This is a genomic window from Nocardia sp. NPDC051052 (assembly GCF_044456045.1).
Classification (GTDB): Bacteria; Actinomycetota; Actinomycetes; order Mycobacteriales; family Mycobacteriaceae; genus Nocardia.
The window spans coordinates 234,046-259,887 of record NZ_JBITFL010000007.1; the positions used below are offsets into that span (position 1 = coordinate 234,046).

Annotated in this window: 27 protein-coding genes and 1 riboswitch; of the genes, 14 read left to right on the forward strand and 13 right to left on the reverse strand. The window is 66.7% G+C overall.

Annotated elements, in window-relative coordinates; all coding sequences use genetic code 11:
* Nucleotides 1–379: 379 nt before the first annotated feature.
* The gene (locus ACIBCN_RS25500; protein ID WP_396994161.1) at nucleotides 380–838 is read left to right on the forward strand and encodes a DUF4254 domain-containing protein; all 459 of its coding nucleotides are present in this window, start codon (nucleotides 380–382) and stop codon (nucleotides 836–838) included.
* 91 nt (nucleotides 839–929) lie between these two features.
* Here the strand turns inward: ACIBCN_RS25500 and ACIBCN_RS25505 are convergent, their stop codons facing one another.
* Entirely contained in the window at nucleotides 930–2,063 is a 1,134-nt protein-coding gene (locus tag ACIBCN_RS25505) for an AbrB family transcriptional regulator (RefSeq protein ID WP_396994162.1), read from the reverse strand.
* A gap of 257 nt (nucleotides 2,064–2,320) precedes the next feature.
* A riboswitch (TPP riboswitch) is annotated at nucleotides 2,321–2,436 on the forward strand.
* Here ACIBCN_RS25505 and ACIBCN_RS25510 point away from each other — a divergent pair.
* Together ACIBCN_RS25510 and ACIBCN_RS25515 are read left to right on the forward strand one after the other, a co-directional pair.
* The gene (locus ACIBCN_RS25510) at nucleotides 2,433–3,821 is read left to right on the forward strand and encodes a purine-cytosine permease family protein (protein ID WP_396994163.1); all 1,389 of its coding nucleotides are present in this window, start codon (nucleotides 2,433–2,435) and stop codon (nucleotides 3,819–3,821) included. It overlaps the preceding riboswitch by 4 nt.
* Before the next feature lie 19 nt (nucleotides 3,822–3,840).
* A complete protein-coding gene (locus ACIBCN_RS25515) occupies nucleotides 3,841–4,647 on the forward strand; it encodes a DUF72 domain-containing protein (protein ID WP_396994164.1) in 807 nt (268 codons plus the stop codon).
* 159 nt (nucleotides 4,648–4,806) lie between these two features.
* Here ACIBCN_RS25515 and ACIBCN_RS25520 read toward each other — a convergent pair whose 3' ends face one another.
* Complete coding sequence (locus ACIBCN_RS25520; protein WP_396994165.1) at nucleotides 4,807–6,198, reverse strand: cystathionine beta-synthase; 1,392 nt, start codon at nucleotides 6,196–6,198, stop codon at nucleotides 4,807–4,809.
* 109 nt (nucleotides 6,199–6,307) lie between these two features.
* Here ACIBCN_RS25520 and ACIBCN_RS25525 point away from each other — a divergent pair, with 109 nt between their 5' ends.
* The 4 genes from ACIBCN_RS25525 (at nucleotide 6,308) to ACIBCN_RS25540 (ending at nucleotide 9,430) form a co-directional block, all read left to right on the forward strand.
* On the forward strand, nucleotides 6,308–6,787 hold the full coding sequence (locus tag ACIBCN_RS25525; protein ID WP_396994166.1) for a hypothetical protein: 480 nt from the start codon (nucleotides 6,308–6,310) through the stop codon (nucleotides 6,785–6,787).
* A gap of 19 nt (nucleotides 6,788–6,806) precedes the next feature.
* Nucleotides 6,807–7,697 carry an SGNH/GDSL hydrolase family protein gene (locus tag ACIBCN_RS25530; RefSeq protein ID WP_396994167.1) on the forward strand — a complete coding sequence of 297 codons (891 nt, stop codon included), beginning with the start codon at nucleotides 6,807–6,809 and terminating at the stop codon, nucleotides 7,695–7,697.
* Between the two features lie 40 nt (nucleotides 7,698–7,737).
* Nucleotides 7,738–8,958 (forward strand): acetyl-CoA C-acetyltransferase, encoded by a 1,221-nt coding sequence (locus ACIBCN_RS25535; protein ID WP_396994168.1) that lies wholly within the window; start codon nucleotides 7,738–7,740, stop codon nucleotides 8,956–8,958.
* A 142-nt stretch (nucleotides 8,959–9,100) separates the two neighbouring features.
* Nucleotides 9,101–9,430, forward strand: a complete 330-nt coding sequence (locus ACIBCN_RS25540; RefSeq protein WP_396994169.1) for a DUF1330 domain-containing protein — start codon at nucleotides 9,101–9,103, stop codon at nucleotides 9,428–9,430.
* Nucleotides 9,431–9,518: 88 nt separating this feature from the next.
* On the opposite strand, the gene ACIBCN_RS25545 is transcribed toward ACIBCN_RS25540, so the two are convergent.
* The 3 genes from ACIBCN_RS25545 to ACIBCN_RS25555 form a co-directional block, all read right to left on the reverse strand.
* A complete protein-coding gene (locus ACIBCN_RS25545) occupies nucleotides 9,519–10,379 on the reverse strand; it encodes a Bax inhibitor-1/YccA family protein (RefSeq protein WP_396994170.1) in 861 nt (286 codons plus the stop codon).
* Nucleotides 10,380–10,503: 124 nt separating this feature from the next.
* Nucleotides 10,504–11,655, reverse strand: coding sequence for a class I SAM-dependent methyltransferase (locus tag ACIBCN_RS25550; RefSeq protein WP_396994171.1), 1,152 nt, complete (start codon nucleotides 11,653–11,655; stop codon nucleotides 10,504–10,506).
* A gap of 118 nt (nucleotides 11,656–11,773) precedes the next feature.
* Nucleotides 11,774–12,379, reverse strand: coding sequence for a hypothetical protein (locus ACIBCN_RS25555; protein WP_396994172.1), 606 nt, complete (start codon nucleotides 12,377–12,379; stop codon nucleotides 11,774–11,776).
* 163 nt (nucleotides 12,380–12,542) lie between these two features.
* Here ACIBCN_RS25555 and ACIBCN_RS25560 point away from each other — a divergent pair, with 163 nt between their 5' ends.
* The 3 genes from ACIBCN_RS25560 (at nucleotide 12,543) to ACIBCN_RS25570 (ending at nucleotide 14,450) form a co-directional block, all read left to right on the forward strand.
* Nucleotides 12,543–13,118, forward strand: coding sequence for a hypothetical protein (locus ACIBCN_RS25560; protein ID WP_396994173.1), 576 nt, complete (start codon nucleotides 12,543–12,545; stop codon nucleotides 13,116–13,118).
* 60 nt (nucleotides 13,119–13,178) lie between these two features.
* Nucleotides 13,179–13,748 carry a DUF6153 family protein gene (locus ACIBCN_RS25565; RefSeq protein ID WP_396994174.1) on the forward strand — a complete coding sequence of 190 codons (570 nt, stop codon included), beginning with the start codon at nucleotides 13,179–13,181 and terminating at the stop codon, nucleotides 13,746–13,748.
* A gap of 84 nt (nucleotides 13,749–13,832) precedes the next feature.
* On the forward strand, nucleotides 13,833–14,450 hold the full coding sequence (locus tag ACIBCN_RS25570; protein WP_396994175.1) for a DUF305 domain-containing protein: 618 nt from the start codon (nucleotides 13,833–13,835) through the stop codon (nucleotides 14,448–14,450).
* Nucleotides 14,451–14,845: 395 nt separating this feature from the next.
* Here ACIBCN_RS25570 and ACIBCN_RS25575 read toward each other — a convergent pair whose 3' ends face one another.
* From ACIBCN_RS25575 to ACIBCN_RS25585, 3 genes are all read right to left on the reverse strand, one after another.
* A complete protein-coding gene (locus ACIBCN_RS25575) occupies nucleotides 14,846–15,607 on the reverse strand; it encodes an alpha/beta fold hydrolase (RefSeq protein ID WP_396994176.1) in 762 nt (253 codons plus the stop codon).
* Between the two features lie 32 nt (nucleotides 15,608–15,639).
* A complete protein-coding gene (locus ACIBCN_RS25580) occupies nucleotides 15,640–16,065 on the reverse strand; it encodes a hypothetical protein (RefSeq protein ID WP_396994177.1) in 426 nt (141 codons plus the stop codon).
* Nucleotides 16,066–16,168: 103 nt separating this feature from the next.
* A complete protein-coding gene (locus tag ACIBCN_RS25585; protein WP_396994178.1) occupies nucleotides 16,169–17,758 on the reverse strand; it encodes an FAD-dependent monooxygenase in 1,590 nt (529 codons plus the stop codon).
* 83 nt (nucleotides 17,759–17,841) lie between these two features.
* Here ACIBCN_RS25585 and ACIBCN_RS25590 point away from each other — a divergent pair, with 83 nt between their 5' ends.
* Complete coding sequence (locus ACIBCN_RS25590; RefSeq protein WP_396994180.1) at nucleotides 17,842–18,552, forward strand: TetR/AcrR family transcriptional regulator; 711 nt, start codon at nucleotides 17,842–17,844, stop codon at nucleotides 18,550–18,552.
* A gap of 1 nt (nucleotide 18,553) precedes the next feature.
* Here the strand turns inward: ACIBCN_RS25590 and ACIBCN_RS25595 are convergent, their stop codons facing one another.
* Both ACIBCN_RS25595 and ACIBCN_RS25600 read right to left on the reverse strand, forming a co-directional pair.
* The gene (locus tag ACIBCN_RS25595) at nucleotides 18,554–18,889 is read right to left on the reverse strand and encodes a hypothetical protein (RefSeq protein ID WP_396994181.1); all 336 of its coding nucleotides are present in this window, start codon (nucleotides 18,887–18,889) and stop codon (nucleotides 18,554–18,556) included.
* Nucleotides 18,890–19,016: 127 nt separating this feature from the next.
* The gene (locus tag ACIBCN_RS25600) at nucleotides 19,017–20,441 is read right to left on the reverse strand and encodes a three-helix bundle dimerization domain-containing protein (protein ID WP_396994182.1); all 1,425 of its coding nucleotides are present in this window, start codon (nucleotides 20,439–20,441) and stop codon (nucleotides 19,017–19,019) included.
* A 304-nt stretch (nucleotides 20,442–20,745) separates the two neighbouring features.
* On the opposite strand from ACIBCN_RS25600, the gene ACIBCN_RS25605 reads away from it, so the two are divergent.
* The 3 genes from ACIBCN_RS25605 (at nucleotide 20,746) to ACIBCN_RS25615 (ending at nucleotide 22,341) form a co-directional block, all read left to right on the forward strand.
* Nucleotides 20,746–21,147: a type II toxin-antitoxin system RelE/ParE family toxin gene (locus ACIBCN_RS25605; RefSeq protein WP_396994183.1), complete on the forward strand. Its 402-nt coding sequence runs from the start codon at nucleotides 20,746–20,748 to the stop codon at nucleotides 21,145–21,147.
* 1 nt (nucleotide 21,148) lies between these two features.
* Nucleotides 21,149–21,460 carry a helix-turn-helix domain-containing protein gene (locus ACIBCN_RS25610; protein WP_396994184.1) on the forward strand — a complete coding sequence of 104 codons (312 nt, stop codon included), beginning with the start codon at nucleotides 21,149–21,151 and terminating at the stop codon, nucleotides 21,458–21,460.
* A gap of 77 nt (nucleotides 21,461–21,537) precedes the next feature.
* Nucleotides 21,538–22,341 carry an SDR family oxidoreductase gene (locus ACIBCN_RS25615; protein WP_396994185.1) on the forward strand — a complete coding sequence of 268 codons (804 nt, stop codon included), beginning with the start codon at nucleotides 21,538–21,540 and terminating at the stop codon, nucleotides 22,339–22,341.
* A 4-nt stretch (nucleotides 22,342–22,345) separates the two neighbouring features.
* Here ACIBCN_RS25615 and ACIBCN_RS25620 read toward each other — a convergent pair whose 3' ends face one another.
* From ACIBCN_RS25620 to ACIBCN_RS25630, 3 genes are all read right to left on the reverse strand, one after another.
* Complete coding sequence (locus ACIBCN_RS25620) at nucleotides 22,346–22,825, reverse strand: Dps family protein (protein ID WP_396994186.1); 480 nt, start codon at nucleotides 22,823–22,825, stop codon at nucleotides 22,346–22,348.
* 98 nt (nucleotides 22,826–22,923) lie between these two features.
* On the reverse strand, nucleotides 22,924–24,141 hold the full coding sequence (locus ACIBCN_RS25625) for an alpha/beta fold hydrolase (RefSeq protein ID WP_396994187.1): 1,218 nt from the start codon (nucleotides 24,139–24,141) through the stop codon (nucleotides 22,924–22,926).
* Nucleotides 24,142–24,192: 51 nt separating this feature from the next.
* Nucleotides 24,193–25,815, reverse strand: a complete 1,623-nt coding sequence (locus tag ACIBCN_RS25630) for a DUF885 family protein (RefSeq protein WP_396994188.1) — start codon at nucleotides 25,813–25,815, stop codon at nucleotides 24,193–24,195.
* Nucleotides 25,816–25,842: the final 27 nt, after the last annotated feature.

Below are 25,842 nucleotides of genomic sequence, written 5' to 3' on the forward strand. Positions count from 1 at the left end.
AGGGCGGTTTGCCGAGGCTGCTTCAACGCCGGTTATACCCCGGCCGCATAACTCGAACCTTCCATTTGCAGATAATTTGCCACATTGCGGCTTTCGGCGCGACCGCTCGTCCGATCCGTTACCAGAGGCCGTACTCTCGATTCCGGCCACCGCCGACTGGTCGGTCTTCCTCACCACCCGTCCCACCGCGATGAGGAGAAGATTGTTACGACCTGTCATCGCTGTGCCATCTCGATGTCACCGACACGCCGAGGTACGCGGCGCACCCTTGACTCGGATTCGGCATCAGGGCAATGCCTCCCGCCTGACGTCACCCGGAGGTGCACGATGAAGACCTTGTCAGCCGCTGAAACGAGTCACCGGCCGCTAGGAGCCCGCGATGTTCGTGCGTGATCGCGCGCTGCCCGCCACCGGAGGTACCGCCCGGTCGCTGCCGGATCAACGCGAGCTGGTCGCCGCTTTCGGCAGCCGCGACGGCGAGACGACCGCCGAGCATCCGCTGATCGGCTGGGCCCGCAGGCTGGCCACCCTGCATCGGCAGCGCCACGGCAATCCGCTCGCGGCCGCCGGAATAGATTGCCACCGTGCGGAATTGGTTGCCGCCATCGATACCTGGGTGGCCACCCAGCTGCCCCGTCGCAGCTGCACCGAACACCTACGTACCGGCTCCCTCGGTGCCACCATCGATCGTATGGCCGCGGCCCACGCGCACGCCAGCCACCTGCTGCATACCGCCGAGAAAGTTTCCGACGTCCGGGTGCACGCGGCGTGGTATCGGCTCGCCTCGCTGGCGGATGAGTGGACGGATCTGATTGTGGGGGCGGTTCGGAAAGCGTAGTGGTGCACTGGTGTCGGCCTGCACGGACAATCTTCACGTCGAATGGGGACAATAACCGGTCACCGGCCGGATATTGTCCGCGCAGGCCGGGTCAGACCGCTAACTCGGGTTCTCGCATCGACAATTGCCGCGCCGAGAACCACCGCATTCCCTTGGCCAGCAACGGCAGCATCAGCACCATCAGCAGCAGGCGCATGCTCTGCACGCAGGTGATCAGCGGCAGGTTGGCGTCCATCGACTCGGCGGTGGCCAGCACGGCGTTGATGCCGCCCGGCGTGGTGGCCAGGTAGATGTCGGACAGCTCGAGGTCGACGAAGGTGGCGACCGCGAAGGCGAGGCCCGCGACGATGGCGGACAGCGCGACGATGGTGACCGTCATGCCGGGGATCATCCGTGCCATCTCGCGGACAACGGTTCTGGTGAAGCGGGTGCCGACCTCGAAGCCGATGAGCACGAACAGCAGGTCCTTGAACAGGTTCGTCGGCGCGTACCCGTGGCTGACGCCGAGGGCGGTGAGCACCGCGGTCATCAGCATCGGCCCGATCAGCGCCGGGCTCGGCAGGCCGAGCCGCTTGCCGAGCTTGGTGCCGACGACGCAGAGCATGATCGCGATGGACAAACCGGCGACCTGGTCGCCGCGCCCGACGATCATCCAGAACGGCAGATCAGGATTGGTGACCGAGGCGCCCAACGTCGCGTGCCCGCTACTCAGGCTGTCGCCGCTGTTGTTCAGCAGCGCGCCGAGGGCGGGTGCGCTCACGGCGACCAGCGCGACCCGCAGGTACTGCATGAACGCCACCTGGCGTGGATCGGCGTCCATATCGTCGGCCACCGCCACCACCGCCGCGGAACCGCCCGCCAGCAGGCCGAGCGTCGCGGTCGGCAGTTCCACGTGGGCGAAGCGGGCGAACACCACCGCGACCACCAAGCTGATCAACAGGGTCGCCACCGTCACCGCGAGCACCGGGATCAACGCCAGCCCGATACTCGACAGCAACGAGATCTCCAGATAGCTGCCCATCAGCACACCGAGCATGGACTGCACGCCGCACGACAGCTGCCGGGGCATCGGCGCGGGCAACTTTCCGGCCAATGCGAGGGCGCCGCCGACGACGATCGCGAGAATCATCTGCGGCGCGGGAAAATTCACCCGATCGAGCAACTCGGCCCCGGCAAGCACCGAGGTAAGCAGAGCTACCCAACCGATCACTTGCCTCCGAGTCATACCTCGTAATCCTGGCCCTAGTCGGTGAACAGACCGTTACAACTCCGTTATCGCGGTTAACGACCGGTGTGATCCCGGCCGCAGCGCACCAATCCCCAGTTCAGAACGGACATTTCCTAAGCCCCGCGCTGGTTCGTACTCTGTCCCGAGCTCCACGATACCGAGTCGAGCGAACCCGCAGCTCGCAGCTGTTCACCTGCTGTTGCCGTGCGGATCGCACAGACCGCCGAACCGCCACGTGTACTATTCGCCCGAACCACCCCCACCGCGGGAGCTCGGGCAAGGCCGGGCTGAGAGGGCGGACCCCAGCGCTTCGCCGACCGCATGAACCTGTCCGGGTAATGCCGGCGTAGGAAGAGCGTTTCGGGCATGTCTTCACCGACCCTGCACAACTCCGATCGGCACGAGGCCCCCTTCACCCTCGACGAACCCGCCCCGAAGGTGCTGTCGTTCTGGGATCAGAGCGCATTCTGGGCAAATCTGGGCGTCAGCCTCATCGCCTTCTCCGGCGCGTATACCGTGCTCGCGCCGAATTCCGACGGCGCACCGCGGATCTCCATTTCCGCGGGCATCCTCGCGATGATCGTCGGGACGGTCGTCGGCGGCCTGATGCTCGGCTTGGCCGCCGTGCCCGGCGCGAAGACCGGTAAACCGGCGATGGTCCTGTTGCGCGGCCTGTTCGGCGCGAAACTCAGTTATCTGCCAACCGTTTTGAACATCGCCCAGCTGATCGGCTGGGGCACCTTCGAATTGATCGTCATCGGTGACGCCGCCGACGAGCTGTTCGGCGGCGGCCCGCACTGGCTCTACGTGGTGGCCGCCGGCGTGCTCACCACGGTCCTGACGATCTGGCCGCTCGGCTCGGTGCGGATGCTGCGCCGGTTCGTCACGGTCGGCGTGGTGATCGCGCTGATCTGGTTCTACATCCAGTTCTTCCGGACCGGCCTGCCCGATCTGTCGGCCAACCCCGGCCCGCACGGCAGCGGCCCGTTCGGCGCGGACTGGAACCTCTTCTGGATCGCCACCGACGCGGCACTCGCGGTGTCGATCTCCTGGGTGCCGGTCGCGGCCGACTACACCCGGCATTCGCGCAGCACCGGCACCGCGTTCGGCGCGGCGAGCGGGGCCTATGCGATCACCCAGATCGTGGCCTACACGCTCGGCCTGTTCGCGCTGGCCCGCGCCACCGGTGACGGCCAGTACTCGCCGTTCCTGCAGGTCAGCCTCGGTGGATTGTTCTTCTTCGTCTTCGTGTTGCGCGAGGCCGACCAGTCCTTCGCCAATGTGTACTCCACCGCCGTCTCCATCCAGAATCTCGCGCCGCGGATCGACCGGCGGATCCTGTCGATCGGCCTCGGCCTGCTGATCACGCTGCTGGCGCTGCAGCTGAACATGGCCAACTACTTCGGTTTCCTCGGCCTGATCGGTTCGGTGTTCGTGCCGCTGCTCGGCGTGCTCGTCGCCGACTTCTTCCTGCGCGCGAAGGGCGAGTGGAACACCTCCGACGACGCCCCGCCGCGCTGGGGCATGATCATCGCCTGGCTGACCGGGCTCTCGGTCTATCAGCTCATCAATCCTGGCGACGCCGGCGTGTGGACCGACTTCTGGGTGCACGCGCAGGAGCAGCTGCACTTCACCAAGCAGGCGTGGATGAGTGCGTCACTGCTGTCGTTCCTCGCCGCGTTGGTGGTCGCGTGGGCGGCCGGGCAGGTCGCGACACTGCGACAAGATCGGGTAGCGAGCGGCGCAGCCGACTAGCTGCTGCCACGATGGAGGGATGGGCGAGGTCCGGATCGGCACGTCAGGATGGGTGTATCCGCCTTGGCGTGGTGTCTTCTATCCCAACGGCGTGACGCAGAAGCGTGAGCTCGCGTACCTGTCGCAGCAGCTGAACAGCGTCGAGATCAACGGCTCGTTCTACGCGCTGCAGCGCCCGTCGAGCTATCAGAACTGGGCGAGTCAGACGCCGGACGATTTCGTATTCGCGGTGAAGGGCAGCCGATTCATCACGCACATGAAGCGGTTGCGCGATGGCGACGAACTACTGGCGAACTTCCTCGCCTCCGGACTGCTCGCTCTCGGCCCCAAACTCGGCCCGATCCTCTGGCAGCTGCCGCCGAACTTCCAGTTCGATTCCGAGGTGCTGGCGGCCTTCTTCGGGCACCTCCCCCGCACCACCACGCAGGCCGCGGAAATAGCGAAACGGCATGACCATCGGGTGGATCCGGCCTATGTGACCACCGATGCCGACCGTCCGCTGCGGCACGCGTTGGAGATCCGGCATCCCAGCTTCGTCACGCCCGAATTCACCGACCTGCTGACCAAGCACCAGATCGCGCTCGTAATCGCCGACGCCGCAGGCAAATTCCCGTTGATCGAGGAGGTCACCGCGGACTTCGTCTACATCCGGCTGCACGGTCATGACGAGTTATACGTCAGCGGCTACACCGACGAGGGCCTCGACATGTGGGCCGAGAAAATCCGCACCTGGTCCACCGACCACGACGTCTACTGCTACTTCGACAACGACGCCAAGGTCATGGCCCCACGCGACGCCCGATCACTGCGCGCCCGTCTCGAATAGCCGGGGCCCACCCGGACCCCGACCGACATTCCTCGACAACAGATCTCGTGAGCACATGGGTAACTCACCGGGGACACGCTGTCCCTGCCCACCGCCGCACCGCCGGCCGCCGACGTCGAGCGCCGCGCACCTAGATCTGGCCCGGAGCGGCGGATGAGCTCAGTGCCCGAACGTGCCTACGCTCAGGAAGCCGAGCAGATCGTGGCGAGTGATGACGCCGACCGGCTTGCCCTCCTCTACGACCATCAGCGCGTCGGTGTCCGACAGCGCCTTGGTCGCGGCGGAGATCGGTTCGCCCGCGCCGATCAGCGGGAACGACGGGCTCATGTGCTTGCCGACCGAATCGGTCAGGTGCGCACGCCCTTCGAACACCGCCGAGAGCAGGTCGCGCTCCGAGACGCTGCCCGCGACCTCGCCTGCCATCACCGGCGGCTCCGCGCCGACCACCGGCATCTGCGAAACCCCGTACTCGCGCAGGATTTCGATGGCGTCGCGCAGCGTCTCCGACGGGTGGGTGTGCACCAGGTCGGGCAGCTCGCCGGACTTGCCGCGCAACACGTCACCGACCAACGGTTCCACGGTGCTGCCGTCGAGGCGCTCGCGCAGGAAGCCGTAGGAGCTCATCCACTGGTCGTTGAAGATCTTCGACAGGTAGCCGCGGCCGCCGTCCGGCAGCAGCACCACCACGACCGCGTCCGGTTCCCGCTTGGCGATCTCGATGGCCGCGACCACCGCCATCCCGCAGGAGCCGCCGACCAGCAGGCCCTCCTCCCGAGCCAGGCGCCTGGTCATGTCGAAGGAGTCCGCGTCGGAGACGGCGATGATCTCGTCCGGGATCGCCGGGTCGTAGGCGGACGGCCAGAAGTCTTCGCCGACGCCCTCGACCAGGTACGGCCGTCCGGTGCCGCCGGAGTACACCGAGCCCTCCGGGTCGGCGCCGATGATCTTGACCTTGCCGCCGGACACCTCCTTGAGGTATCGGCCGACGCCGGTGATGGTGCCGCCGGTGCCGACACCCGCGACGAAGTGGGTGACCGTGCCGTCGGTGTCGCGCCAGATCTCCGGACCGGTCGTCTCGTAGTGGCTGTCCGGGCCGCCCGGGTTGGAGTACTGATCCGGCTTCCACGCGCCGTCGATCTCGCCGACCAGACGGTTGGAGACGCTGTAGTAGCTGGCCGGGTCCTCCGGTGCAACGGCGGTCGGGCACACCACAACCTCGGCGCCGTACGCGCGCAGCACGTTGCGCTTGTCCTCGCTGACCTTGTCGGGGCAGACGAAGACGCAGTGGTAACCGCGCTGCTGAGCGACCAGCGCGAGGCCGACGCCGGTGTTGCCCGAGGTGGGTTCGACGATGGTGCCACCGGGCCGTAACTGCCCGGACTTCTCGGCCGCGTCGATCATCTTCACCGCGATCCGGTCCTTGGAGCTACCACCCGGATTCAGGTATTCGATCTTGGCCGCTACCAGTCCGGTATTCGGTCCTACAACAGAGTTCAACCGGACCAGCGGCGTATTGCCGATGAGGTCCACGACATGGTCGGCGATGCGCATGCGCCCCATAGTTCCAGATGGACCCGGTGTGAGTTGGCGCACGCCACGCGCAAGCCCGTCTGGCCTGACAAACCGGGAATCGGGCAACCACCCATTTAGGATCCGAACCATGAAGCAGCCGAACATCGCCAGGGCCGGCGTTGTGCTGGCCGGAGCGGCGCTGGCCGCCCTGGTCGGACCGGGCGCGCAGGCGAACGCAGTCACCATCGAATTCCCTCAGGTGGTCACCATGGCGCACGGTGGCCTGTGCGGGACAACCGTCCGGACCTGGGCCGATGTCAGCCCCGCCTGGCCGGGCGGGGCCATCCTCAACATGCGTGCGCTGCCGGTCGTCGGCATCGGCGAGGGCGACTATCCACTGGCCCCGCTGTGTGAGGTGCACACCATAGTGGACTGGCGCAACACCACCACCGGCGCTGTCGGCAGGTACGAGGACACGATCGTCACGGGCCTCTACGGCAGCGTCCAGTACGCGCTGTTCCAGGACACCGGTCCGGGCCATGTCGAGGTCACCGTCACCACCGACGCGGCGAGCATTCCGGCGCACGGCTGGTTCGACGTTCCCGCTCCCGCTGCCCCGCCTGTATAAAGTCGGTACATTTTCTTTTGTGAGCGCACCACGCATCGGCTGGCGTACCGCCGCGGTGACCGGTGCCGCAACAGTCCTGGCCGGTTCCGGCGCCGGCACCGCATGGTGGGCGACCTCTCGACTGTTGATGGCGCAGGCCGGCGCGGCGCGTGGCGTCATCGGCCGCGACACCTCGAAACCCCCTGAAGCGGACGGTATCTACACGGCGGGCTGCCTGGAACCGGAACCTTGGCGTTCCGGTAAGCACGCGGATCTTCACCTGATGGTTTTCGGCGATTCCACCGCGGCCGGGGTCGGCTGTCTGGTCGCCGACGAAGTGCCCGGCGTGCGCCTGGCTCGCGGCCTCGCCCTCGCCACCGAGCAGCGAATCCGATTGAGCACCAAGGCGATCTCCGGCGCCACCTCCAAGGGCCTGTCCGGTCAGGTGGACGCGATGTTCGTGGCGGGTCCACCGCCGGACGCCGCGATCATCCTCATCGGCGCCAACGACATCACCAAGAAGCACTCGGTCCGCGCCTCCGCCCGCAGGCTGGCCGCCGCGGTCGCCCGGCTGAGCATGGCCGACAGCGTCGTGGTGGTCGGCACCTGCCCGAATCTCGGCACGGTGACCGCGATTCCGCAGCCGCTGCGCACGGTGGTGCACAACTGGAGCGTCCGGCTGGCCCGCGCCCAAACGGTGGCCACCAGCGTCGCGGGCGGACGCCCGGTGCCGATGGGCTACCTGCTCGCGCCGGAATTCCGCGCCCAGCCCGAACTCCTGTTCTCCGCCGACGGTTTCCACCCTTCGGCGGCAGGCTACGAACTCGCCGCCGCGCAACTACTTCCGGTCCTGCTCGCGGCGCTGAGCGAGGCGACCCCGGGTGCCCGGTCACCGGGGCGCGACGTAGATTCGATAGGAACCCGCGAGTAACAACAGCGGTTCGCACGTTCCTTCCGACAAAGGAGTCCTCATGCCTGAGGCTGTCATCGTCTCGACCGCCCGCTCCCCCATCGGCCGGGCGGCCAAGGGATCGCTGGTCGACATGCGGCCCGACGACCTGACCACCCAGATCGTCCGCGCGGCGCTCGACAAGGTGCCCGCCCTGGACCCCGCCCAGATCGATGACCTGATCCTCGGCTGCGGTTCCCCCGGCGGCGAGTCGGGCTTCAACCTGGCCCGCATCGTCGCGGTCCAGCTCGGCTACGACTTCGTACCCGGCACCACCGTGCACCGCTACTGCGCGTCGTCGCTGCAGTCCACCCGGATGGCCTTCCACGCGATCAAGGCCGGCGAGGGTCACGCGTTCATCTCCGCGGGCGTCGAGACCGTGTCCCGGTACAAGAACGGTTCCGCCGACAGCTGGCCGAACACCCAGAACGAGCTCTTCGCCGAGGCGCAGGCGCGCACCGCGAAGACCGCCGAGGGCGGCGCGGGCGTCTGGCACGACCCGCGCGAGGACGGCCTGATCCCCGACGCCTACATCGCGATGGGCCAGACCGCAGAGAACGTCGCGGGCTTCACCGGCATCACCCGCGAGGAGCAGGACCGCTGGGGCGTCCGGTCGCAGAACCGGGCCGAGGAAGCGATCAACAACGGCTTCTTCGAGCGCGAGATCACCCCGGTCACGCTGCCCGACGGTTCGGTGGTGTCCAAGGACGACGGCCCCCGCGCCGGCGTCACCTACGAGGCGGTCAGCAAGCTGAAGCCGGTGTTCCGCCCGGACGGCACCGTCACCGCGGGCAACTGCTGTCCGCTCAACGACGGCGCCGCCGCGCTCGTCATCATGAGCGACACCAAGGCCAAGGAACTCGGCCTCACCCCGCTGGCCCGCATCGTGTCCACCGGCGTCTCCGGCCTGTCCCCGGAGATCATGGGCCTCGGCCCGATCGAGGCGTGCAAGCGCGCGCTCGCGTTGGCGGGCAAGTCGATCGACGACATCGACCTGGTCGAGATCAACGAGGCGTTCGCGGTGCAGGTGCTCGGCTCGGCCCGCGAGCTGAAGATCGACGAGGACAAGCTGAACGTCTCCGGCGGCGCCATCGCGCTCGGCCACCCGTTCGGCATGACCGGTGCCCGCATCACCACCACGCTGATCAACAACCTGCAGACCCACGACAAGCAGTTCGGTCTGGAGACCATGTGCGTCGGCGGCGGCCAGGGCATGGCGATGGTCATCGAGCGCTTGAGCTGAGCAAGTAGGTCGAAGGGCGGTCATCCGGTTTCCGGGTGACCGCCCTTTCTGGTCTGCGGGATTACCTGACAGGTAATCGCTTTCGCTACCTGGAACGTCAAAGATAAAGAACATCAACGCAACAACTGCTCAGGAGCCCGCAATGCCTGCCTATGCGATCGCCCACCTGCACGACGTCGATGTCAATGCCGAAATCGTCGAATACCTCCAGCGCATCGACGCAACGCTGACGCCGTTCGGCGGGAGGTTCATTGTGCACGGGGGCAAGCAGACTGTGCTGGAGGGTCCGGCCAACGGCAATGTCATCGTGATCGAGTTCCCGGATTACGCGGCGGCACAGGGCTGGTACGACTCGCCGGAATACCGCGAGATCCTGCCGCTGCGCACCGAGAACGCCGTCGGCGTCACGATGATTGCCGAGCACTGCGGCGATAACCACGCCGCTACCGATGTCCTGGCGGTTCAAGACTGAATCAGTATCGGAAAAGCAGAACGGGTGGCTGCCGGAAATCTCCGGCGACCACCCGTTTGTCAGTTCAGCGGGCCGAAACCCGCTGCCCTTAATCGTTGTTGAAGTAGCTCAGCAGTCGCAGGATCTCGACGTACAGCCAGACCAGGGTGACGGTGAGGCCGAGCGCGACGCCCCAGGCCGCCTTCTCCGGCGCCTGCGCGCGGATCAGCTGATCGGCGGCGTCGAAGTCGAGCAGGAAGCTGAACGCGGCGATCGCGATGACCACCAGGCTGAACACGATCGCGAGCGGGCCACCGTCGCGCAGGCCGAGGCCGCCCGAGATGAAGAAGCTGGCGATCAGGTTGCCCACCACCAGGACAAGCACGCCGATCATGGCGCCGACGACCATCCGGGTGAAGCGCGGTGTGACGCGAATCGCGCCGGTCTTGTAGACGACCAGCATGCCGGCGAACACACCGAAGGTGCCGAGCACGGCCTGCGCGATCATCGCGCTGCCGCCCACCCCGCCGAATTTGACGTTGGTGAACATGAACGACAGCGCACCGACGAACAGGCCCTCGAACACCGCGTACGACAGCACGATGACCGGGTTGTCCATCTTCCTGGCGAAGGTCGCCACGAGGACGAGCACCAGGCCGACCAGACCGCCGCCGATGACGAACAGCGGAGCCAGCGAGGCGTTCGCGTTGGTCAGGCCGTAGGAAATGATCGCCGACAGCGCGAGCACGCCCAGTGTGATGGCCGTCTTGGTCACCACGTCGTCGATGGTCATCGCCCGGGTGTCCGTCGGCTGCTGGTACTGCTGCGGCTGCTGGTACTGCTGCCCGTACTGATTGCCGAACTGCTGACCCATCTGGCCCGCACCGGTCACGCCGGAACCGAAGTTGGCGTAGCCATTGCCCTCTTGCCGAGGCAAGTTTCGGAAAACCGGATTGCTTGTGCTACGCACTTGCGTCCCTTTCTGGTCGATGCCGCTGTTCATCGAGTTCACACTCGAGAACCAACTGCTAGGTCCAACGTTTGCTGCGCGGCACGAGTTCCCGGGGAAGTTGCCGACGCGGACAATTCGGACTCTACCGCTGTTGCGCGTCGTGCAGGCCACGCACGGACCGAGTGACCGTGAACTTGCGGTTGCGTCCGACCACGTCGGTGCGGCCGACCATGCGCTCGATCACACCTCGGTAATTGAGATGCGAGTTGAAGACCGTCCACAGCTCACCGCCGGGCCGCAGCACCCGGCCGGTCTCGGCGAACATCTTGATCGCCGAGCCGGTGTGCACGGCGGCGCCGACGTGGAAGGGCGGATTGCACAGCACCAGGTCAGCACTGTTGTCGGCGGCCGAGGACATCACGTCGTCACGCACCACCGTCACCCGCTCCGCGACCCCATTCACCGCCGCCGTCGCCCGCGCCGAGGCCACCGCGGCCGCCGACTGATCGGTGCCGAGCACCCGGAGCGCGGGCCGCGCCTTGGCCAGCGCGACGGCCAGTATCCCGGTGCCGCAGCCGAGGTCGATGGCCTCGCGCGCATCGGGCTTCATCCACTTCAGGTGGTCGAGCAGGAATCGGGTGCCGATATCCAGCCGGGCACCGGAGAAGGCGGCGCCGTGCGCGACCACGTCGATGCCGAGATCGTCGAGCCGGTCCTGGACCGGGAACGGCGGCTCGCCGACCGGCTTCGGCCCGCTGACCAGCAGGGTGCGCGACTTCTGCCGGCCACGGCTGGCCCGGACCTCGGAAAACGACTGGGCCAGAATGTCATTCATCGACTTCGTCAGATACTTGTCCCGGCCGCCCGCGAACACCACCACCTCGGGATCGGCGTAGCGGGCGATGGCGTCGGCGACCTCGGCCAGTCCGGCCAGCGCCCGCGGCAGCCGCAGCAGCACCACCCGGACGCCGGCGAGCAGTTCGGGGCCGAGCGGGTACGCGGTGTAGCGATCCGCGTACCCGAGCGCGCGGGCGTTGTTGGCCAGGGCGAGTTCGCCGGTCAGCAGGTCCTGGTAGACGCGGACGTTGCGCAGTTCGTGTGCGGCGACCGCGCCGATGGTCAGCGCGCCGTACGCGTCACCGAGGATAGCTACCTTTCCGCTATCGGCAGTGGCGAGCGCGTCGTCGGCGACATCGAGGATCAGCCGATCGGCGGCATCCACGGCGTAGAGGTTTAAAGCCTCCACATCTGGATAGCGCCGGAGCCGGCTCAGTACGTCCTCGATATCTGCCACGGCTCAAGTGTGCTAGATCGTTGCCCTAGGTTCGCACCGGCCCCGGCAAACCCACTCCAGCAAACCGTGCAGTCTCTTGGGCATTATCCGGAATATAAAGTGCCACAAGCGATTCCATTCAGTTGACGCCCGCTTTGCCGCCCGTGGGAGTCACCGCGTGCCAGATCCCACCGATGCCTTGCCCGAGCAGGTCGCCCGCCTTCCGGTCCTTGGCGAAGTAATACACCGGCCACCCGGCGATGGTGATTTGGCATGCGCCGTCAGCACGTTCGACGAAGCCGACGAGCTGTGGATCGATGCCACCGGCGTACACGGCCTGGCCGCGCCGCGCGACCAGCGGTGGCCACGTCACGGCACAATCACCCGCGCAATTCGACTTCGACGGGTCAGCGGTGTCGTTGCCGAACCGGTACAGCGCGCGGTCGGCCGCCGTAACGTACTGTCCGACAGCATTATTGTCCGCGATGGCAAGCTGAACGGCATTCGCGCCGGTCAGCGCCGTGCCGCGGGATATCTTCAGCCAGTCCTGCGTCTTGGCGGGCGCCTCGCTCCCCGGCGCGCCGGCCGGGGCCACGGCGGCGGCCGACGCCACCGGAGCCGGGGCCGCCCCGGGTGCCGGTTTCGCCGTGCCGGTGCTTGCACAGGCCCACAGCACGCCGGCGAGAATCACCGAGGCAGCGGCAAATGGCAGCGTGGCTCGCCGGAAGTGCTTGGTCGACAGCATTTTTCAGATCCTCCGGATCAATCGTGACGCGCGATTCGCGTCCGGTCTTGGACAACCACGAGGCAGACCCGGCACCGGTTCATTCGAAATTACTTCCGATGGCAAACATTGAGAAACCTATAAATCCCGCACGATGCACTGATAGCCGATTATCATCAGTCCCATGCGTAACAGGATGGTGTTGGCCATCGCCGCTGCGACGGCACTGCTCGCGGGCTGCGGCGACGACGGATCCACCGCGACCACCCCTGCCGCCCCCACCTCGACCACCGGAACCATGGCCGAAGCGCCGAGCGTCCCGGGCGACGCCACCACCAAGCGCGGCACCGCGTCCGGTGACGCGGGCCTCACCGTCACCAACATTCGCATCGGCCACCAGCCCGGCTTCGACCGCGTGGTCTACGACCTCGGCGGCAAAGGCACCCCCGGCTGGATCGTGCAGTACGCCGACCGGGCCGTGCAGGACGGCAGCGGCAAGCCGATCGACGTGGCCGGGACCTCGATCCTCGAGGTGCAGATCCTCGGCTCGGCATACCCGTTCGACAGCGCCGTGCCTGCGTACGCGGGGCCCGACCCCGCGACCGATCCGAGCGCACCCGCCATCGCGGGCGTCTACCGGACCACCGTCTTCGAGGGCACCACACAGTCGTTCATCGGCGTGCATGCCGATCGGCCCGGGTTCACCGTCACCACGTTGACCAATCCGACGCGGCTGGTAATCGACGTCGCCACCCCGTAGGTACCCGTACCGCCAGGGGGTATCAGCATCGCGCCGGATAGTCGTTACTACACTGACCGCGTGGCCGAACAGCACCTTCCGCTCCGCGCAACCGGGCTCGCCCGGGCGCTCGGCATGCTGGTGCTACTCGCCGGGATCGTGGCGATGCACGCGGCGGTGTTCGCGGTACCCGGCCACGCGGATGCGACGATCTCCGATCACGCCGCGATGGTGAGGACTCGCGGCCCCGTGGCTGAGGAAACCGGTGGCGTCGCGTGGACAGTTGCTGCGTCGAGCGCCACCACGCCTGTCGGACACCGTGTCGCCGAGATCGCTGGAACGGACGACCAGGCACGGTCGGCGATGCCGATCGCCATCGCCGAGCCGATCACCTTGACCGACATCAATCATGGTGCGCCAGGCGCGGATTGCGCGGGTGACGGATGCGATGGCGCACACGGTGGCATGCACGGCTGCGTGTTCATCCTTACTGCCGTAGCCCTATTGCTTGCGCTGGTGCTGCTGTATCGGATCGCTGTCGACCGGCCGGGCAATGATGTTGCGCGACTGTGTCATTGGCGCCCGCGTCGGGAACGGTCGCCGCCGTGGACCGTGCTCTCACTGGCCGAATTGTCGATTCTGCGGATCTGACAGGTGCACCGGCGACCGCCTGGACGATCGCTGGAGTTGCCCTGCCCGACACCCAGTCCCGCGCAATTCACAAGGAGCACAACCATGTTCATCACCCGTACCCGAATCACCGCCGCCCTCGCCGCGAGCACCGCGGCTGCCGCCCTCATCCTCGCGGGCTGTAGCGACGACGACGCCATGCCCGGCATGGATCACGGCGCATCGAGCACCTCCGCGCCCGCGAGCGCGCCGGCGGCCCGCACCGACTTCAACGACGCCGACGTCACCTTCCTGCAGATGATGTACCCGCATCACGCACAGGCGGTCGACATGGCGAAGCTGGTCCCCGGCCACAGCCAGAACCCGCAGTTGCTGACCCTCGCCGCGAACGTCGAACAGGCGCAGGCACCGGAGATGCGGCAAATCACCACGCTGCTGCAAAGCTTCGGCAAGCCCGCCCCCACGGCGACCGGGCACGGCGGTCACACCATGCCGGGAATGATGAGCGTCGCTCAGATGACGGCCCTGCAGGCCGCGTCCGGCCCTGACTTCGATCGTCAGTGGCTCACCATGATGATCGAGCATCACACCGGCGCGGTCACCATGGCCGAGACCGAGCTCGCCAACGGCACGAATACGGAGTCGAAGACCTTGGCCCGCACCATCATCGACAACCAGCGCGCGGAAATCGACACCATGCGCACCATGCTCGGCCAGGGCTGACCCGCCCGCCTGTCGCACCGGGATACCCCTCCGGCCCCGGTGCGACAGGCCCCTATTCACAGATATCGGTTGGTCGTCGATATCCGGCCGGCTGGCCGCCCCTCGCGCCGCACGGACGTACCGTCAAAAGTCCGGCATCGGCGAAGAGAGGACCGATCATGCGACGACTCGAACGCGCGGGCCTGAGTCCGACCTCGCCGCATCACCTCCGAGGTCACCGCCTCCTCGGTCGCCGCGTCGGCGGCCCGCGCCGCCGCCGTCGAACGCGCCGTCGGATCGGCCTGCGACGCCTTCCTCGCCGCGAACGGCAACTCGATCCGGGACTTCAACGCCTACATCGCGGTCAGCAACGACAAGGACACCGCCCTCGCCGCCTGTGCCGGGCGCGGCACCCGCTAAGGCGTACCGCCGAAGAACTTCTCCAACAGCGCGTTGAACGGTGCACCTGTGTCGGGCACCAGGTGACCCATCCCCGCACACACCGCACGTTCGGCGCCGGTCTGTTCGGCGATGGCATCGCAGATGATTTCGTTCGACTCCATGTGCCCACCGGAAATCACCAGTATCGGAAAGCCCGCCGCCCGCAGCAGGTCCATCGGCGGCGCGGCCTCATCCGGCGGGCGTGCGCCCTGCAGCCGGCGCATCCCGTCGATCAGCACCGCCGGTACCGGCGTGCCGAGGGCGACGGGCACCCCTTCGATATCGAAGAAACGCGCCAACGCGGCTTCCGGCGACAGAGCGGGGTCTTCGATCAGCACGCGACTCGCGGCGGCCACCCCGTCGACAGCGGGGTTCCCGCGGGCGATGCCGAACAACGGTGGCTCGACGATGGTGAGCGATCGGACGTGCTCGGGCCGCAGCGCCGCGGCATACATCGACACGATCGCGCCGTAGGACAACCCGACCAGATGCACCGGTCGGTCCAGCAGCTGATCTGCGATCAGCCGCGCCTCCGGCTCGAAATCCTGGCGTCCCGCAGCGGGTGTGCCGCCGTGGCCGGGGCGGTCCGGCGCGAGCAGGGTCCACCGCTCGGTCAACGGCCGTTGCGCGCGCCAGGCTTCGCGGCCGCCGAGAATCCCGCCGTGCACCAGCACGACCGGCGGCCCCTCGCCCCACCTGTGCACATGCAGGCGGACATCGGAATTCGTCGGATCCATTCGCGTCTCCTTCGGCTCGACCGAGTTCGCGCTTACCGAGGCGGTCCGCACTTCTCCATGTTCACCTGGGTCATGTGCAGGCTCGCCTGAGCGATGTCCGGACCGACGGTCTCGATGGTGGCCTGTCCCTTCGAGATGGCCCGGTAGCCCGCGCTGATCTTGTCGAGGTCACCGGTCACCTCGGCCGGTGCGACGGCTTTCACCTGGTCGAACTGATCGGCCGTCTTGGCGTAGTCGGCCGGGGTGATATCGGACTTCGAGCCCAGTTCGCGGGTGCTGCGGGACAATTGGACCATCGACTGGCAGTAGTCCCCCGGTGCGGCGGGTCCCGGTGCTGCCGCCGGTGAGCTGCTGGTGCCCGGGGTCGCAGCGCTGGTGCCCTTGTCGTCGGAGCAGGCCGTGCCTCCGGCCGCGACGAGGGCGGTGAGCGCGATCGCGCAGAGTGTTCGGCGATTCATGGACGGTTCCTCCGAGTGTTGATGGCTTTGTGCTGTCGATACTTCGGGACGAACGTCTCACCGGGCTTTCACCCGCGTCTCAGGGCGCGACCGGGCCGGTAGATCACCGATCCAGCACGCGGCGCAGCACCTCGCCGATCGTTTCCGCTGGATCGGCACCTGCCGTTGGTGCCCGCCAGGCAATAACTTGGTCGGGGCGAACGAGCACGGCGCCATCGGCGGTGATGCCGACCCGTCCCGGCCAGTCGCTCGCTTCGAGCACCGTGGCCACGAGCGGCATGCCCAGTCGAGCCGCCGCCTCCTGGGCCGCCCGCACCCACGCTTCGCCACCTGGACCGGCCAGCAGGGCAAACTCCGATCGGACCAGATCCAACGTGGAGCGGCCCTCGTCGATCCAAAGATGGGGTAACCGGGATCCCGGGGTGCCGTCGAGCACGAGTTCGACATCCTCGGTGTCCGGCAACCGCGGGTCGGCGTCGATGACCGCTGCGGAGTCGTAGCGGTAGCCGAGTTGCACCACCGGCGCGGCCGCCATGCCCACCGCCGCACGCGCGACTCCTGCGGTTGGGCTCATATCCCAGTGCAGCCGTGGGTTGGCCACGCGCAGCAGGGCTTGTTCCAGCGTGTACGACGCGACCGATCGGCGTTCTGTCTCATACGTTTTCAGTAGTACGGGACCTGCCTGCCCGTGCAGGACCGCCGCCAGCTTCCAGGCCAGGTTGTGCGCGTCGGCGGCACCGGTGTTCAGGCCGAACGCGCCTTGCGGTGGTACCGCGTGCGCCGCGTCGCCGACCAAGAACACCCGTCCCTGCCCGAACCTGTCGGCGAGCAAACCTCTTGCGCTCCATGGCAACCGGCTGAGCACCTCGACCTCCAGCGCCGGATCGCCGACGGCGGTACGGATCTGATCGACACACCGTTCATTGGTGAAGTCCTCGACGGATTCTCCGTTCTCCGGGTGGTAATCCGTATGGAAGATCCACTCTTTCGCGCCGTCGACGGTCACCAACATGCCGAACGCGTCCGGACCGGTGATGTCGCAGTTGGCGAAGTGCCGACCGTGCGTGTAAGGCCGCAGGTCCGCGCGGAAGAGCATGCTCACCTTCGGATTGCCCAGTGTTCCCGGGCCGGTCATCTCGATGCCCAGTGCGTCGCGTATTCCGCTGCGTACGCCGTCGGCGGCGATCAGGTAGTCCGCACGGACCGTAGTTCCGTCGTCGAGGTGCGCGGTGACTCCTTCGGCGTCCTGCTCGAAGGAGCTCAACCGTGTCGAAAATCGAAGGGTGGCACCGCGTTCCGCCGCCGCGGGGGCGAGTACCCGGTCCAACCGATCCTGTGCGCAGATGCCGCGGATCATGGCCGGGCTGATCCGGCCGGAGCCCCAGCCGGTCCGGATGGGCGGTGCGTCCGGCACGGCGGACAGGTCCACCGCGGCGAGCGTGCTGCCGGAGATCTTGCCGAGACTGCCCGCCGACATGTCGACGGCCACGGCGTCGACCTCGTCCGCCAGTCCCACCTGGCGCAGGAATTCCATCGTGCGCGGGCCGAGACCGGTCGCCCTCGGATGAATGGACGGTCCCGCCGCGCCTTCGACAAGCAGGGGCGCAATTCCGTGCTGCGCCAGGAAAACGGCAGTGAACAGACCGACCGATCCACCGCCGACGATCAGCACGGGAACTCTCGTCTCGGACATGCGCCCTCCTTGTGGCTACAGCGTACTCATTACGGCTACACCGTAGCCATAATGCTACGATGTGCGCAACAGGGAAGGATACGATGACGAATACGGCCAAGACGCTGGTGTGGGCCAAGGAGCGGCGTACGCCGAGCCGCCGCGCGCCCAGCATCGAGCGGATCGTGCGCACCGCCGTCGACCTGGCCGACGGCGAGGGGCTCGACGCGGTCACCATGCGCCGCGTCGCCGCCGAACTCGAATCCGGCACCGCGTCGCTGTACCGCTACGTCGAGAGCCGGGATGACCTGCTGGACTTGATGATCGACGCGGTGCACGGCGAAACCCCGCCGCCCGCACTCTCCGGCGGCTGGCGCGCCGACCTCGATGCCGTCGCCGCACACACCCGCGCGACGCTGATCCGGCATCCGTGGCTCGGGTCGGAGCTCACCGGTCGTCCCGCGCTCGGCGCGAATTCGCTACGTCTGCACGACATCGCGCTCACCGCCGCAGGCGCACTCACCCGCGATATCAACCTCACGGCCGCCATCGTCGACACCGTGCACGCCTATGTCTTCGGTGCCGTCGCCCAGCAATTGGCCGACGAAAAGGCCCAGCGGCGAACGGGACTCACCGAGAGCGAGTGGCAGCAGACCGTCGCGCCTTACCTCCGCAAGGTGCTGGCCGACGGCGACTATCCCGAATTCGGCCGCAGGGTCCGCGACGCCGACGATCCCGACGCAGATCAGCGTTTCGCGTTCGGCCTCGGCTGTGTGCTCGACGGAATCGCCTCGCGGGCAGCGGAATTCGATTAGGTCACTCGTCGGGCCGCTCGATGACCTGCCAAGCGGGCGCGTCCGCCGAGGCGGGAATGGTGCGTGCACGCTTGCGCATTTGCTCGAGCACCACCAGCGCCGCACCTCCGAGCAAGGTCAGCACGGCGAAGATCGTCACGACGGTCGCCGCGGCACCGAACCCCCACATCGCCACCACCGCGGCGGCGACGGCGAGGACAACGCCGATGAACACCAAGCCGAAACCGGCCCAGTTCCTGGTGTCCGCCAAGGTCTCGCCAGGCTGCGGCTCGGCGATGCGGGTGATGTCCTCAGCGTCGTCGAGCGGCGGAATCTCGTACGGACCATCCACTGTCATGCTGCTAACCTCACGCCGCGATACCGGCTGGCCGGCCGGTACCTGATGCGACAAGTATGCCCCCATTGCCTCATCCGAAACTAGGCGAGACTCTCGTTGCCCACCAGGGTGTTTCGGTCGCGGCAGCTCAGTTGTAGGACTTACCGACTCCGTCGAGCAGACGTTCCAACGTGTCGAATGTGGGGGTGGTGACCACGTCGATGAGGTCGGTGGCCACCGGAATGTTGTGCTCGGCGGTCACTTTCGCGAACTGGGTGGCGTCGCCGGTGCGGAAGCCGTGCTCGGCGGCGAGGCGTTGCAGGTCGGGGTCGGTGGACAGCAGGCGGCCGATCCGGTCGCCCGCCTCGCCCAACGGCACCAGCGTGTGCCGGGACAGAATGGTCGGCGAAGGGTACAGCAGCGACATATCGGGCTTGATCTGCCCGCGCACCGTGGCGTCCACGAACTGCGACTCGTAGATCCAGACCAGCGGTGTCGGGCCCATGCCGGCGGCAAGGTAGGCGTCGAACGGGCCCTCGCTACTATTCTGGGTGTAGCCCTGTCCGACGAACAGCCTTGACACCGTGGGGATTACGTCCTGTTCGGCGGAGGTTCCCTGCACGATCGTATTGTTGTTCGCGACGTAGCCCGCGATGGCCAGATACATCGCCGCGGAGTTGGAGCTGCGCGGATCGGTCGTGGAAATCAGCACGTTCTTGCGCGCGGAATACGCGGTGTTGTCGCCGAGCTGGTCCCACCGGGTGTTGTTGCCGACCATGCGCAGGTAGGGCGCCATATCGAAGGTCGGCACCGGACCCTGATGCACCACGCCGGCTTTGGCGAGCAGGTCGGCGATCGGCTTGAACGTGGCGATCGCCATCGGCGAGGAGAACGGGATGTATTTGGCACTCACGTTGCGCTGCCGCTGAATTCGCTCCGCCGCCTGCTCACTCGACGGGAACGCGAACTCGTACTTCCCGAGATCGACCGACGTCGCGATCTCCCGCGATCCGGCCGCATCGACCTCCACCTTCACCCCGTTGCGCGCCAGCACCTCGGCGACCTTGGGATCCTGAAAAAACGACATCTTCTCGGATCCGACCACGCCACGCACCAGCGCCAGCGACGACACCCCCGGCCCCGCCGCCTGCGGAGCCGAATTCGGCTGCCGCACTGCCAGTGCCAGCGTAACAACGGTCACCACCACCAGGGCCGCGACCACCGCGGCAACCGCCGCCGGTGCGAAACGCTTATTCGCCGACCAGGTTTCGCGAACCGCGGCAGGCAAACGACGGTCGCCCGATTCGGCCTTGTGCCGCGGCCTGCGCGTCCGTGCGGTGTCCGGCCCACTGGAAGCCTTTGCCACCTCCCCCGCGGCCTCCAACTGCCGACGGACGTACCGCTCCACCAGAATCGGAATGAATGTCCGCACCGGATGCCCCGCAAACCGCCGTCGGGCCGCCCCCACCACCCCCTCGATGTATTCCGGAGAGTAAGTGCCACTGAAGTTTTCGACCAACCGCTCCGTCATCTGACGAATCGCCTGTTCCTCACGAACAGTGTCGGCAACCACCACATTCTCCTCGGCATCGAGCGGCCACTACATCCCCATCGCGCCGGCCAACCCTAGCCCCATCCCACCCCCCGCCACCTGCCCCGATCGCCCCCCACCCACAGAATTCAATCCACCATCCCCACCCCGCAACCCCCCGTTTCCCTGACCGAAATCCCCGGCTTGGGAACCAACGATCGCCCCGCGCAATCGAGAACCCTCCAACGACCCGCTGACTCCGAATAACCAACGACATCGACTCGACTTCGCTCAGACACAGCGAACAACCGAGTCACCGGGGCGGGCCACAGGGGGAACAGGGGTTATGCTTTCCATGGTATATTCGATACACGGCGGGGAAGAGCCGTACGGAATCGAGCTCGAGCCGGAGGTGCGAGCATGGCTGAACACTCTGACAAAAGCCGAGTACCGAGCGGTCGAGTTCAAGGTCGACCGACTGGCTGACAACCCGACGACTTTGGGAGAGCCATGGACCCGCCATCTCGGCGGCGCGGTTCGCGAGTTGCGGTTCCACTTGAGCGGCAAGGCAATCCGCATTAGTTACTGGCTTACCCGCGAACGTCGAGTGGTGTTGTTGACTGTTTTCGCAAAGACGCGAACGCGAGAACGGTCGGAAGTCGACCGAGCGCTGCACGCTCAAAAGGTATGCGAGGCAGAGCATGACCCCGCTACACATGTCTACGACCGCGCCTTCGAGGAGGAATGAGATGTCTCGCGGATCGCACACCAGCTGGAAGATTCCACCTGAGCACCGGGCGGACGCCGACTATGTCGCAGCTGCCGATGCGTTCGCACTCGGCCAAGCCGTTCACGACCGGCGCACGACACTCGGCCTTACCCAGGCCGAGCTCGCTCGGCGTGCCGGGATGACGCAGCCGCAGGTGAGTCGGATGGAGGGGGGTGATGTAACCCCGACACTCCCGCTGCTGCACCGGTTGTCCATTGCTCTGGAGGCAGAGTTGAACCTCTCGTTCCAGGGTGAAGAACTGGCGGTGCGATTTACCCAGTGCGCGGCGTGATCGTCCGGGGTGGGGGAGCACGAGATTTCGGCGCGAGGCGCTATCGTCGGCTGGAGTCGCTGACTAAGGAGATGCTGATGCCTCGGACTGCTGTTGTTACCGGTGCTTCGTCCGGGATCGGGAAGGCGACGGCCGCGGCGTTGGTGGCGCGGGGGTATCGGGTGATCGGGACGAGCCGGAAGCCGGAGGGGGTCGGTGACGAGGCTCGGGTGCCGGGGGTCGAGTATCGGGCGCTCGATTTGACCGAGAGCGGGTCGATCGATGCGTTCGTTGCCGGGCTCGGGGAAATCGATGTGCTGGTCAACAATGCCGGGGAGAGTCAGGCGGGGCCGTTGGCGGAACTGCCGATGGATGCGGTGGAGCGGCTGTTTCGGCTGAATGTGCTCGGGCCGGTCGCGCTCACCCAGGCGGTACTGCCTGGCATGCGGCAACGCGGGTACGGCCGGGTGATCATGGTGGGATCGATGATCGCCAGCTTCCCGATGCCGTATCGATCATCGTATGGGGCGACCAAGGCGGCGCTGAAAGGATTCGCGGTGGCCGCGCGGTTCGAGGAATCACCCTTCGGGGTGTGGATCAGCACGGTCGAGCCGGGGCAGATCAATACGGGACTGCGGGAACGCCGGACGAAATATCTGACCGACGGCTCGCCACACACCGCCGATTTCACCAGGTTCATCGCGAAATTGGATGAGGCGCAGGGCAAAGGCATCACCGCCGAACGGGTCGCCGACACGATCGTCAAGGCCATCGAGGCCGGCCGACCGCAGCCGCTCTACGCCGTCGGCAGCAACGCCCCCGTGATGTTCGCGGTGCGCAGGATACTGCCGCGCACCGTAATGGAACGCCTCATCGCACGCGTCCACGGACTGTCCCGATAGTCACTCAGGGCGTCGCGACCTGCGCCTGCCACATCCAGTGCAGCTGCTCGAGCCGCGCGGCAATGCCGATGAGCAGGTCCTGAGTAACAGGGTCGGCCTTCTCGGTCGCCTCGATCCGCTCCCGAAGCCCCTTGATCACCGCGGTGAGATTGACGACGACCCCGTCGATCACATCGGTGTCTTTCTGCCAGCCATCGGGGAAGCCGACCGCACCGGTTTCCTTGGCGACCGTCGCCGCTCGTCCGTCCGGACTCACCCCGACGGCGGTAGCCCGCTCGGCCGCAGCATCGGTGAAATCTCTTGCCGCCGTAACCAATTCGTCCAGCGCCAAATGCACCGACCGGAAATTCGGCCCGATCACATTCCAATGCGCCTGCTTGGCGATCAAGGACAGGTCGATCAGGTCGATCACGGTAGCGCGCAGCGCCTCCCCCGCGATCTTCTGCTGCTCCGCATCTAGGGTGCTGGTGATGGGCTGGCTCATCGTTCACGCCTTTCTGGTCGGATCCATGTCACTGACCGTCTACCCGCACCGCACGTCCTAAACGTGCAGCGTGACGAGCGCCATGCCCTCCGAACAGGTCAGCTGACCGGGATCTGCTGTTGGAACCAGGCAAGGACCTGCGGCATAGCAACCCGAGCGGAGTTCGTGTGGTCGAGGTCGCCGAGGTTGTGCAAGGTGACGTTGGCGCTGTGCATGGCTTGCAGGCAGTGTTCGGCATTCGCGTACGGAACGTTGCGATCGGCGGTCGCGGCGTAGAGGCGGACCGGGACGCGTGGAGTCCAATCGCAGGTGCCGTCGCTGTCGGTGATCGCTTTCAGCACCGCGCCGGTCGGGTGCTTCGCCAACTCGACGAACTTCGGCGTCAACAGTAAGTCCGGGGTAATGGGTAGCAAGGTGGCGATGGTGAGCTCGTTGCGCGTGCCGTCGAAGAGTCCTTCGATCTTTCCGGCATACGGTTCCTGGAAGGCTTCGGCGGGGTTGTCATAGAGGTGGTAGATCCGGTTCATCGCGGTGAGCCAGTAGGCGAAGTAGAACACCGCGGGTCCGGGGGCGACACGTCCGTCGAGGCCGGCAGGGGTTTCGACGTCGCGCAGAGCGTAGGGGCCGCTGACCGGAGCCAAGGCGGCGAGGCCGAACCCCGGCACCTCATCGGCCTGTAACGCTTTGCCGAATGCCATTGCGGCATGGCCACCTTGGGAGAAGCCGGTCACCAAGATGTCCCGGTCGAGTTCGCGATGCTGTTGCGCGGCAACACTTTTAGCTGCGATCAGCAGGTCGGCGGATGCGCTCACCTCCGTCGGCGCATGCGTATAGGGATGATCGCCCTGGCCGTCGCCGAGACCCAGGTAGTCCGGGGCGATCGCCGCGTACCCGGCAGCCGCGAACATGATGGTGCGCGCTTGATCGGGACGGCTCTCATTATTGACCGACGGCGCATCGCTTTTCAGCACCAGCGTGCCGTGCTCGAAGCTGACCGTGCGTAGCCGAGGCGAATCCGTGCGCGGGAGCACGACGAGCCCGCTCGCGGTGGTGGGCTTACCTGCCGCGGTGATGGTTCGATAGTCGATGCGATACGCGTCCACCCCGTTGAGCACCGGAGTAGAGAAATTGCCCTTGGCGAGGTAGGCGGCGGTCTCCTCGGTCGACAATTGCGCGACCGGGGTCGCGGACACCATGGTGCCCCGTTCTCCTTGCCCGGGATCGGTCGCATCGTGCTTCGGCTCGGCCACGCAGGCGCTGGCTCCGCACAGCAGAACGAGCGCTCCGACCACAGCGAAACGTCGCGTTCTGAACATGCACAGGCTCCTCTGCTGGCTATCTGCCCACACTATGCCCGTGCTGACGACCTATCCGGCCAGCCGGTCCGCCTCGTCGAGGTGGTCACGCAGGCCCAGCAGCTCCCAACGCTGCAAGGCCAGCGGCACGTTCCCTTCACGCCAGAGCCGGTCGTGGAATCCCCGCAGATCGAATTCGTCGCCGAGTTCCCGTACTGCCGTGCTGAGCAGATCCTGAATCTGCAGTTTGCCGATTTGATAGCTCAGCGCCTGGCCGGGGTTCCCAGCAAAGAACACGGCTTCGTCCCACGCCGTCTCGCGGTCCATCGGCACCGCGACCGCCAGCCGATCGGCGGCTTCGTCGATGGAGAGTTCACCGAGGGCGAGCGCGATATCCACCTCGACGCGTAAAGCTCGCAGCCGCATGGCATTTGCCACGAAGATCGCGCTGGCCGGTGCCTCGTCGAACAGTCCGGCGTGCAGCATCAGCTCCTCGTAGTTGAACGCGATGCCCTCGTTGGGCGTCGAGTCGTAGAACCACCGCCGCGCGGGATTGTCGTGGTGCCAACCGATCGCGACCTGCTGGGCGTGTACCCCTTCGTGCACGATCGCGGTGCGCGACTCGAACGCGGCGGCACGATCGAAGTACGGCAGATCCGGCCGTGGCGTCGGGACGTACCGAGTAGCGTCTTCGTCCATTCGAGCGGGACCGGTCAGATCATCGGTGACGCCGAGCCAGGTCAACGGCTCTAGATAGGGCGGCAGCGGCGCGAATCTGTAGTGCCGCAAGGTCTCCGGCTGACTCAGCAGTCCTCGCTCATCGGCGAACGCACGCACCGCACGCTCATCGACGGCCTGACGCGCAACGTGCTCGGACGCGTCGGCGGACAGCTCCGGCGCGGACGCGTCCCGATGCCGGGTACGCAGCAGCGCCTCGAGGGCGACGGCCCGATGCCACTCTTGGATGCCCATCTCGCGCAGCCGCTGCGCCGAATAAGGCAGCAGCGCAACACGATGCAGGAAGTAGGCCAGCGATTCCGGTCCGACCGGTTCGATCGCGCCCAGCGATGGCAACTGTTCGGTGAGCCAATCCCGGTACGCCGCAACAGCGTCGGCGGCCACTCTGGCGGCCGCGGGCAACTCGGCCGCGTACTCGTCGGGCAGGAACGGCACCAGCGCCGTCATCGCGGCTTCCAGCGATCCTTCGGCCTCACCCAACAGCCGCAGCGTGCTGCGCGTGAACGGCGCACCGGCGCGGCCCGCGAGATTCTTCCTGGCCTGTTCGAGCACGAGCGGAACATGCCGCAGCAGCGCACTCACCTTCGCGGCCCGAGTCGCGTCGAACGGCGACGAGACGAGTAGCTCCACATAGATCGGGCCGAGGCTCTGCTGCACGTAGAAGCCGGGATCGCGCTCCCAGGCCCGAATCAGCTCCAGCTCCCAGTGCACCCTGGCCAGCGCCGAACCGAGCAGCCTGCCGTCGACGCGCACCGCGACCGGCTCGTCGGACAGGTCGAGTTCGCCATGTCTGCGAGTCAGCTCGGCGAGCACCTCCCGGCGATCGGCGATGGCCTTCGGCGACCAATCGGGCAGCCAGCCATCCGGCCGTTCTACCCGTGGCAGATCATCGCTGGAGTCGGGCAGTGTCGCCAGCCGCCAGTTCCAGAACTCTTCGGCAAGCTTCGCTAGGCCCATGTCCGCACAATACAATTGGCGCCGGCT

Coding starts and splice junctions, on each gene's coding strand:
- ACIBCN_RS25500 (WP_396994161.1), top strand. CDS start 380: ATGTTCGTGCGTGATCGCGCGCTGCCCGCCACCGGAGGTACCGCCCGG.
- ACIBCN_RS25505 (WP_396994162.1), bottom strand. CDS start 2,063: ATGACTCGGAGGCAAGTGATCGGTTGGGTAGCTCTGCTTACCTCGGTG.
- ACIBCN_RS25510 (WP_396994163.1), top strand. CDS start 2,433: ATGTCTTCACCGACCCTGCACAACTCCGATCGGCACGAGGCCCCCTTC.
- ACIBCN_RS25515 (WP_396994164.1), top strand. CDS start 3,841: ATGGGCGAGGTCCGGATCGGCACGTCAGGATGGGTGTATCCGCCTTGG.
- ACIBCN_RS25520 (WP_396994165.1), bottom strand. CDS start 6,198: ATGCGCATCGCCGACCATGTCGTGGACCTCATCGGCAATACGCCGCTG.
- ACIBCN_RS25525 (WP_396994166.1), top strand. CDS start 6,308: ATGAAGCAGCCGAACATCGCCAGGGCCGGCGTTGTGCTGGCCGGAGCG.
- ACIBCN_RS25535 (WP_396994168.1), top strand. CDS start 7,738: ATGCCTGAGGCTGTCATCGTCTCGACCGCCCGCTCCCCCATCGGCCGG.
- ACIBCN_RS25540 (WP_396994169.1), top strand. CDS start 9,101: ATGCCTGCCTATGCGATCGCCCACCTGCACGACGTCGATGTCAATGCC.
- ACIBCN_RS25555 (WP_396994172.1), bottom strand. CDS start 12,379: ATGCTGTCGACCAAGCACTTCCGGCGAGCCACGCTGCCATTTGCCGCT.
- ACIBCN_RS25560 (WP_396994173.1), top strand. CDS start 12,543: ATGCGTAACAGGATGGTGTTGGCCATCGCCGCTGCGACGGCACTGCTC.
- ACIBCN_RS25570 (WP_396994175.1), top strand. CDS start 13,833: ATGTTCATCACCCGTACCCGAATCACCGCCGCCCTCGCCGCGAGCACC.
- ACIBCN_RS25575 (WP_396994176.1), bottom strand. CDS start 15,607: ATGGATCCGACGAATTCCGATGTCCGCCTGCATGTGCACAGGTGGGGC.
- ACIBCN_RS25580 (WP_396994177.1), bottom strand. CDS start 16,065: ATGAATCGCCGAACACTCTGCGCGATCGCGCTCACCGCCCTCGTCGCG.
- ACIBCN_RS25585 (WP_396994178.1), bottom strand. CDS start 17,758: ATGTCCGAGACGAGAGTTCCCGTGCTGATCGTCGGCGGTGGATCGGTC.
- ACIBCN_RS25590 (WP_396994180.1), top strand. CDS start 17,842: ATGACGAATACGGCCAAGACGCTGGTGTGGGCCAAGGAGCGGCGTACG.
- ACIBCN_RS25595 (WP_396994181.1), bottom strand. CDS start 18,889: ATGACAGTGGATGGTCCGTACGAGATTCCGCCGCTCGACGACGCTGAG.
- ACIBCN_RS25605 (WP_396994183.1), top strand. CDS start 20,746: ATGCTTTCCATGGTATATTCGATACACGGCGGGGAAGAGCCGTACGGA.
- ACIBCN_RS25610 (WP_396994184.1), top strand. CDS start 21,149: ATGTCTCGCGGATCGCACACCAGCTGGAAGATTCCACCTGAGCACCGG.
- ACIBCN_RS25615 (WP_396994185.1), top strand. CDS start 21,538: ATGCCTCGGACTGCTGTTGTTACCGGTGCTTCGTCCGGGATCGGGAAG.
- ACIBCN_RS25620 (WP_396994186.1), bottom strand. CDS start 22,825: ATGAGCCAGCCCATCACCAGCACCCTAGATGCGGAGCAGCAGAAGATC.
- ACIBCN_RS25625 (WP_396994187.1), bottom strand. CDS start 24,141: ATGTTCAGAACGCGACGTTTCGCTGTGGTCGGAGCGCTCGTTCTGCTG.
- ACIBCN_RS25630 (WP_396994188.1), bottom strand. CDS start 25,815: ATGGGCCTAGCGAAGCTTGCCGAAGAGTTCTGGAACTGGCGGCTGGCG.